Source organism: Paenibacillus solani (genome assembly GCF_001277345.1).
In the GTDB taxonomy this organism is placed as follows: Bacteria; Bacillota; Bacilli; order Paenibacillales; family Paenibacillaceae; genus Paenibacillus_AQ; species Paenibacillus_AQ solani.
Map to the genome: position 1 here is coordinate 17,600 of NZ_LIUT01000003.1, position 7,071 is coordinate 24,670.

Genomic DNA, 7,071 nt, shown 5'->3' on the forward strand with positions numbered 1-7,071 from the left:
TCTTCCAGCATGTACGCGATCCGCTCCGCCGGGTACGCCGGATCGATCGGCAAGTACGCACCACCAGCCTTCAGGATTGCGAGAATCCCCACGATCATCTCGAGCGAACGCTCCGCCATAATCCCTACGATTTGGTCCGCTCCGACGCCACGCGACCGCAGCTCATGCGCCAATTGGTTCGCCTTCGCGTTCAGCTCCCCGTACGTCAACCGTTCAGACTCGAATACGACCACCTCCGCTTCCGGCGTTCGCTCCGCCTGTTCCTCGAACAGTGCCTGGATCGTTTGGTCCTTCGGATACTCCGCCTTCGTGTCGTTAAACGTATCCAGCAGCTGACGCTTCTCTTCTTCCCCAGCCAGCTCGATCTCGTCCAGCCGCATGTCCGGCCTTGCCGTCACTTGCTCCAGAATGGTCTCCAAATGGCTGATGACTCGTTCGATGTTATCTCTGTGATGTTCCGACGCATTGAAACCGATTTTGATGCCGAGCCGATTCGAACGCAATTGCATGATCACACTTAATGAATAACTGGTATGCTCAAATGCATGGAAATCTGTTACCTGAAAATCTTGATCCTCAGGCTGCCCGTTAACTTCATAAACGTCCGGATAGTTCTGGAACACAAACAGATGGTCGATCAAGTTTTGTTTCAGATCCGATTGCGCTTGAATCTCGGCCAAAGAAATATAATCGTATTTCTCCGATTCCAGCGCTCGCTGCTGTAACTGTTGTACCGTCTCGATGAACGTGCCCGCGTTTGCATTCGGACCCAGTCGAACCGGCAGTGTGTTAATAAACAGCCCTACCATATTTTCGACACCGTCGATTTCCGCAGGACGCCCAGATACGACCGCACCGAACACCGCGTCATCGATGTTGTTATAGCTGCACAGCAACATGCCCCATGCCGTCTGCATCATGCTGTTCATCGTAACCTGATGGCGTTTGCTCAATTTCGTCAAACGCTCGGTCAATGTTTCTGCGAACGAATGATGAATTTCTTCCAGCATGTACGGATCGTTGCTAGAATTGCCGCTTGCAGGGATCGTCGCCCGATGCTCGTATCCCGCCAAATAATCTCTCCAGTAGCCCAGCGCTTCTTCGCGATCCTGCTCCTCCAGCCACTTGATGAAGTGGATATAAGGCTTCACGGCAGGTAGATCTCTCGATTGGCCGCTGCAAAGCTGCGCGTACATATCAAAGAACTCTTTCAAGACGATACCCATGCACCAGCCGTCCATCAGGATATGATGGTGGCTCCAAACGATCTCGTACCGGCTCTCTCCCGTCTTCAAGACAGCAACTCGCAACAATGCATCTTTCGTGAGGTCGAACCCTTGTTCCCGATCCGATTGCTTGAACCGCTCTACGCTGATCTTGATTTCATCTTCCGTTAACCCTGTGAAATCTTCGAAAACGATCGAAGGATTGCGCTTCTTAAGCACGATCTGCAACGGTCTTTCCAATTCCTCGTACATAAACACCGTTCGGAAGATATCGTACCGTTTCATCAGAAGAGAAAGGCTCTTCTCCAGATTAGCTTCATGCAGCGACCCTCGAATCACTAACGACAATTGATCGAAATACGCGGACGACTGTGGTTCCATTAGCGCTTGGAACAGCATGCCTTCTTGCATCGGAGACAGCGGGTACATGGAAACCATCTCGCCGCTGCCGCTACTTGCCAATTGCTTGCGAAGTGTATCGAAAGTGACTAACGGCATTGATACGCTGCCCACATCGCTCGGGGTCAGCTCAGTTTCGGTTTGCTGCATGCAATGCGCGACAACCGAGAGCAGTTGCTTTTTGTAATTGGCCATCAATGCTTGCATCGTGCTTTCGCGGTACTCCTGCTTGTCGTACGTCACGCTCAGCGTCAGTTGTCCATCCATCACGCTCCCTGTGATGTCCAATGCATAGGTCCGTCCCGATTGCGGGCTCATCGACGCTCCCGCAGAAAGACCCGACATCGACATGGCCCCGGCATCCATTTCCCGATCCCATTGCCCCAAGTAGTTGAAGCTAATTTCNTTGCTTTTTGTAATTGGCCATCAATGCTTGCATCGTGCTTTCGCGGTACTCCTGCTTGTCGTACGTCACGCTCAGCGCCAGTTTTCCGTCCATCACGCTCCCTACAATGTCCAGCGAATAAACCCGTTCCGATTGCAGACTCACCGACGCTCCCGCAGAAAGACCCGACATCGACATAGCCCCAGTATTCATTTCCCGACTCCATTGCCCCAAGTAGTTGAAGCTAATTTCCGGCACCATTCCGCTTCCAATGCTGCTTTTCTCCGCAGACGTCAAATACTTCAGCGCGCCGTATCCCACGCCTTTGTTCGGAATCCGTCTCAGCTTCTCCTTGAACGATTTGAGCCAATAGGATATTCCTTCCGCCCAACTCGAAGACGACAGGGTAAATGCTCGTAAACCAACCTACCGTTCTCGTCACGTCCACGTCGTCCAATACTTCTTCACGGCCGTGTCCCTCCAAATGAAGGGCCAGCGTCTCATGACCCGTCCATTCCTGTATCGCTAAACCGAGCGCTGCGAGCAGCACGTCGTTTATTTCCGTCTTGTACGCATGGTGCGTTCCCGTCAGCAGGTTTTTCGTTTCCGTCTCGCTTAAGCTAATCGCAATGTTTGTGCTGCTCGCCCATGTACGGGCTCCGGCACCTTCCCCGTCTTTGGGGAGCGGCTTAACCTTAGCGCCTTCTTCCTGCCGCCAATATGCAGCTTCCCTCAGCAGCTCCCGGCTCTCTGCATAGATCCTCATCCGCTCCGACCACGTCCGGTACGAATGCGTTTTGCCCGGCAAGGCGACAGCCTCGCCCCGCAGCCGCTGCTCGTATCCCGCTGCGAAATCCTCCAACAGAATTCGCCAGGACACCCCGTCTACGACAAGGTGATGGATCGCGATCAGCAGATGGTCGCCGCTGCCCGTCCGGAACAAGCCAAGCTGCATCAGCGGGCCGGTCTCCAGATTCATCGCCTGCTGGACCAGCGTCGCCTTCCGCTCGACCGCCGCGCTGACGTCCTCTTCCGCCGGGACGTCGAATACGTGCAGGCGGAACGCTTGGCCTTCCGTCCCCCGGTTTATCTGCACGATCTTCCCTGCTTCCTGCTTGTACACCATTCGCAGTGCGTCGTGGTGTTCCGTCAGCTTGACCGCGACTTCCTCCACGAGCACTTCCCGAAAACCGTCCGCGCGGTACAGCATCATCGCCTGATTCCAATGATGGCTTTGCGAGAGACGCCGCTCGAAAAACCAACGCTGGATCGGACTAAGCGCGACTTCACCCTCCACGGCCCCTTCTTCGGCCGCTGCCCGCGACCTCGTCTGAATATAGCGGCTGACTTCCTCGATCGTGGGATACGAAAACATATCCCGGACCACCAGCTTTATACCTTCCGAGCTTAACCTGGACACGATCTGGATCGCTTTGATCGAATCGCCGCCCAGCTCGAAAAAGTTGTCTTGGATGCCGACTTGCCCCATTCGAAGCACGTCCTGCCAAATTGCCGCCAGCTTCGCTTCCGTCTCGCTCCGTGGCGCGACGTATTCGCTTCCTGCCTGCACCAGCCCTTGCGGCTCCGGCAGCGCCTTCCGGTCCGCCTTGCCGTTGGCCGTCAGCGGAATCCGCTCCACTTCCACCAGATACGAAGGCACCATGTACTCCGGCAATACTTTCTTCAAATATAAACGCAGCTCCGATCCGTCAAAAGCCCCGCTGCTCACCACATACGCGCATAGGTACGCTTCGCCCTGCTCGTCCTTTCGGGCGACGACCACGGCTTCCTTCACGTCCGCGTGCTGCAGCAGACGGTGCACAATTTCGCCCGTCTCGATCCGGTACCCCCGGATTTTCACCTGCTCGTCGATACGCCCCATGTACTCCAGGTTCCCATCCGGCAGCCATCTTGCCAGGTCCCCCGTCCGGTACATTCGCTCGCCAAGTTCAAATGGATTGTCCACAAACTTCTCCGCGGTCAACTCCGGACGGTTCAAGTAACCCCTCGCCAAGCCGTCTCCCGCGATGCACAGCTCGCCCAGCACACCAATCGGCTGCAGCTTGTTCGCCCGGTCAACGACATACGTGCGAACATTCGGCAGCGGTTTGCCGATTCCAACCTTCTCCGTATGCGCAGTAACCGTCTCTTGCGTCGCATAGATCGTGGCCTCCGTCGGCCCGTAGATGTTCTCGATTCGGGCATGCGGCCACTGCTGGCAAGCTCGCCGTGCCATCTCCGTCGGGAACGCTTCGCCCGCAATAAACAGATACTGCAGCGATGGAGCCGCTCCCCCGCTCGTTTCCGCCTCCACCATGAACAGCTGCAGCATGGAAGGAACAAAGTTGATATGCGTCACCCGGTTATCGCCAATGACCTGGAGCAGCTCCCGTGGATCTTTCTCGGCGCCCGGTGCCGCCACGACCACTTTCCCTCCGCCCGGTATCCATCCGAACAGTTCCGTCAATGACACGTCGAACGTATAGCCCGTCTTCAGCAAATAAGTTTCCTCTTCCCCGCAAGGATATTTGCTGTGCAATGCAACCATCATGTTCGTTAAGCTCCCGTGCTCGACCATGACCCCTTTCGGCTGTCCCGTCGATCCCGACGTATAGATGACGTATGCCAGATCATTCGGCCCGCTTACCGTAGACAGGTTCGCGGTGTCGCCTGCGTACAGCGACGCGTCCGCCAGGTTCAGCACGGTTCCTTCGTAATCTTGCGGTACCTCCACGTCCTCGCCGTATACGAGCAGCAGCCTTGCGCCGCTGTCTTCCAGCATGTACGTGATCCGCTCCGCCGGGTACGCCGGGTCAATCGGCAAGTACGCGCCGCCCGCCTTCAAGATCGCGAGAATCCCCACGATCATCTCCACCGAACGCTCTGCCATAATCCCCATGATCCGGTCTGCTCCTACGTCCAGCGAACGCAGCGCATGCGCCAACTCGTTCGCCTTCGCGTTCAGCTCCCCATATGTCATTCTCGTAGACTCGAATATGACCGCCACCGCTTCCGGCGTTCGCTCCGCTTGCTCCTCGAACAGCACGTGGATCGTTTTGTCCTTTGGATAATCAGTCTTCGTGTCGTTAAACTGCGCCAGCAGCTGACGCTTCTCTTCTTCCCCGGCCAGCTCGATCTCGTCCAGCCGCATCTCCGGATTTGCTGATACTTGCTCCAAAATGGTCTCCAAATGGCTGATGACTCGTTCGATATTATCTCTGTGATGTTCCGACGCATTGAAATCGATTTTGATACCAAGCCGGTTCGAACGCAAATACATGATCACGCTTAACGAATAATTGGTATGCTCGAAACTTTGAGCATCCGTGATCTGAAAATCCTGATTATCGGATTGCCCGCTTATTTCGTAGACTTCCGGATAGTTCTGAAAGATAAACAGGTGATCGATCAAGTTTTGTTTCGGATCCGATTGTGCTTGAATCTCGGCCAATGAAATGTAATCGTATTTCTCCGATTCCAGCGCTCGCTGCTGCAACCGTTTGACCGTCTCAATGAACGTCCCCGCGTTTGCATTCGGACCCAGTCGAACCGGCAGTGTGTTGATAAACAGCCCAACCATATTTTCGACGCCGTCGATTTCCGCAGGACGCCCCGACACGATCGCACCGAACACCGCGTCATCGATATTATTGTAGCTGCGCAGCAACATGCCCCATGCCGTCTGCATCATACTGTTCATCGTAACCTGATGGCGTTTGCTCATTTTCGTCAAACGCTCGGTCAATGTCTCCGAGAACGAATGATGAATTTCTCCCAGCGCGTACGGGTCATTGCTACGACTTCCGCTTGCAGGGATCGCCGCCCGATGCTCGTACCCCGACAAGTAATCTCTCCAGTAGCCCAGCGCTTCTTCGCGATCCTGCTCTTCCAACCACTCGATGAAGTGGATATAGGGCTTCACGGCAGGCAAATCTATCGATTGGCCGCTGCAAAGCTGCGTATACATATAAAAGAACTCTTTCAAGACGATGCTCATGCACCAGCCGTCCATCAGGATATGATGGTGGCTCCAAACGATCTCGTACCGGCGTTCTCCCGTCCTTAATACGGCAATTCGCAACAGCACATCTTTCGTGAGATCGAATCCTTGTTCCCGATCCGCTTGCTTGAACCGATCCACGCTGCTCTTGATTTCATCTTCCGTTAACCCTGTAAAATCTTCGAAAACGATTGAAGGATTGCGCTTTTTAAGCACGATTTGCAAGGGACTTTCCAAATCCTCGTACATAAACACCGTTCGAAAGATATCGTGCCGTTCCATCAGAAGGGAAAGGCTCTTCTCTAGATGAGCTTCATGTAGCGACCCGTGAATCACAAACGACATTTGTTCAAAATACGCGGACGACTGCGGTTCCATTAGTGCTTGGAACAGCATGCCTTCTTGCATCGGAGCCAACGAGTACATCGAAGCCACGTTACGGTTACCGCCACCACTCATTACAATCACCTATCTTCCGTTTACAAATTATGAATAATAGAGCTCTCACATTACAAATCATTCAACCGCGTTAAGAGCTTTTCGAAAGTGTCTAAAGACATTGGTTTGCTGCCCACATCGCTCGGAGTAAGTTCGGTCTCGGTTTGCTGCATGCAATGGTCGACGATCGAAAGCAGTTGTTTCTTGTAATTGGCCAGCAATGCCTGCATCGTGCTTTCGCGGTACTCCTGCTTGTCATACGTCACGACCAGCGTCAGTTTTCCGTCCATCACGCTCCCTGCAATGTCCAGCGCATAAGCCCGTTCCGCTTGCGGGCTCATCGACGCCCCCGCAGAAAGACCCGACATCGACATGGCCCCGGTATTCATTTCCCGATTCCATTGCNCTGATTTCCGGCAACATTCCGCTTCCAATGCCGCTTTTCTCCGCAGGCGTCATATACTTCAGCACGCCGTATCCCACGCCTTTGTTCGGAATCCGTCTCAGCTTCTCCTTGAACGATTTGAGCCAATAGGATATTCCTTTCGCCTTCTTCAACTCGAAGACGACAGGGTAAATGCTCGTAAACCAACCTACCGTTCTCGTCACGTCCACGTCGTCCA

2 protein-coding genes and 2 pseudogenes are annotated in these 7,071 nt (G+C 54.2%); all 4 read right to left on the bottom strand.

Features of this window, described 5'->3' with window-relative positions:
- The coding region (locus AM231_RS29140; protein ID WP_207383635.1) for a condensation domain-containing protein at positions 1 to 2,030 on the bottom strand (2,030 nt) is incomplete at both ends.
- 1 nt (position 2,031) lies between these two features.
- Positions 2,032 to 6,469: pseudogene (locus tag AM231_RS17460) on the bottom strand (amino acid adenylation domain-containing protein); the annotation flags it as partial.
- A gap of 50 nt (positions 6,470 to 6,519) precedes the next feature.
- On the bottom strand, positions 6,520 to 6,837 hold the full coding sequence (locus AM231_RS30485) for a condensation domain-containing protein (RefSeq protein ID WP_423212930.1): 318 nt from the start codon (positions 6,835 to 6,837) through the stop codon (positions 6,520 to 6,522).
- Between the two features lie 17 nt (positions 6,838 to 6,854).
- Positions 6,855 to 7,063 (bottom strand): annotated as a pseudogene (locus AM231_RS30610) (condensation domain-containing protein); the annotation flags it as partial.
- Positions 7,064 to 7,071 lie beyond the last annotated feature (8 nt).

Excerpts from the sequence above, each read along its gene's own strand:
- AM231_RS30485 (WP_423212930.1), bottom strand. The coding sequence starts at position 6,837 with ATGAATACCGGGGCCATGTCGATGTCGGGTCTTTCTGCGGGGGCGTCG.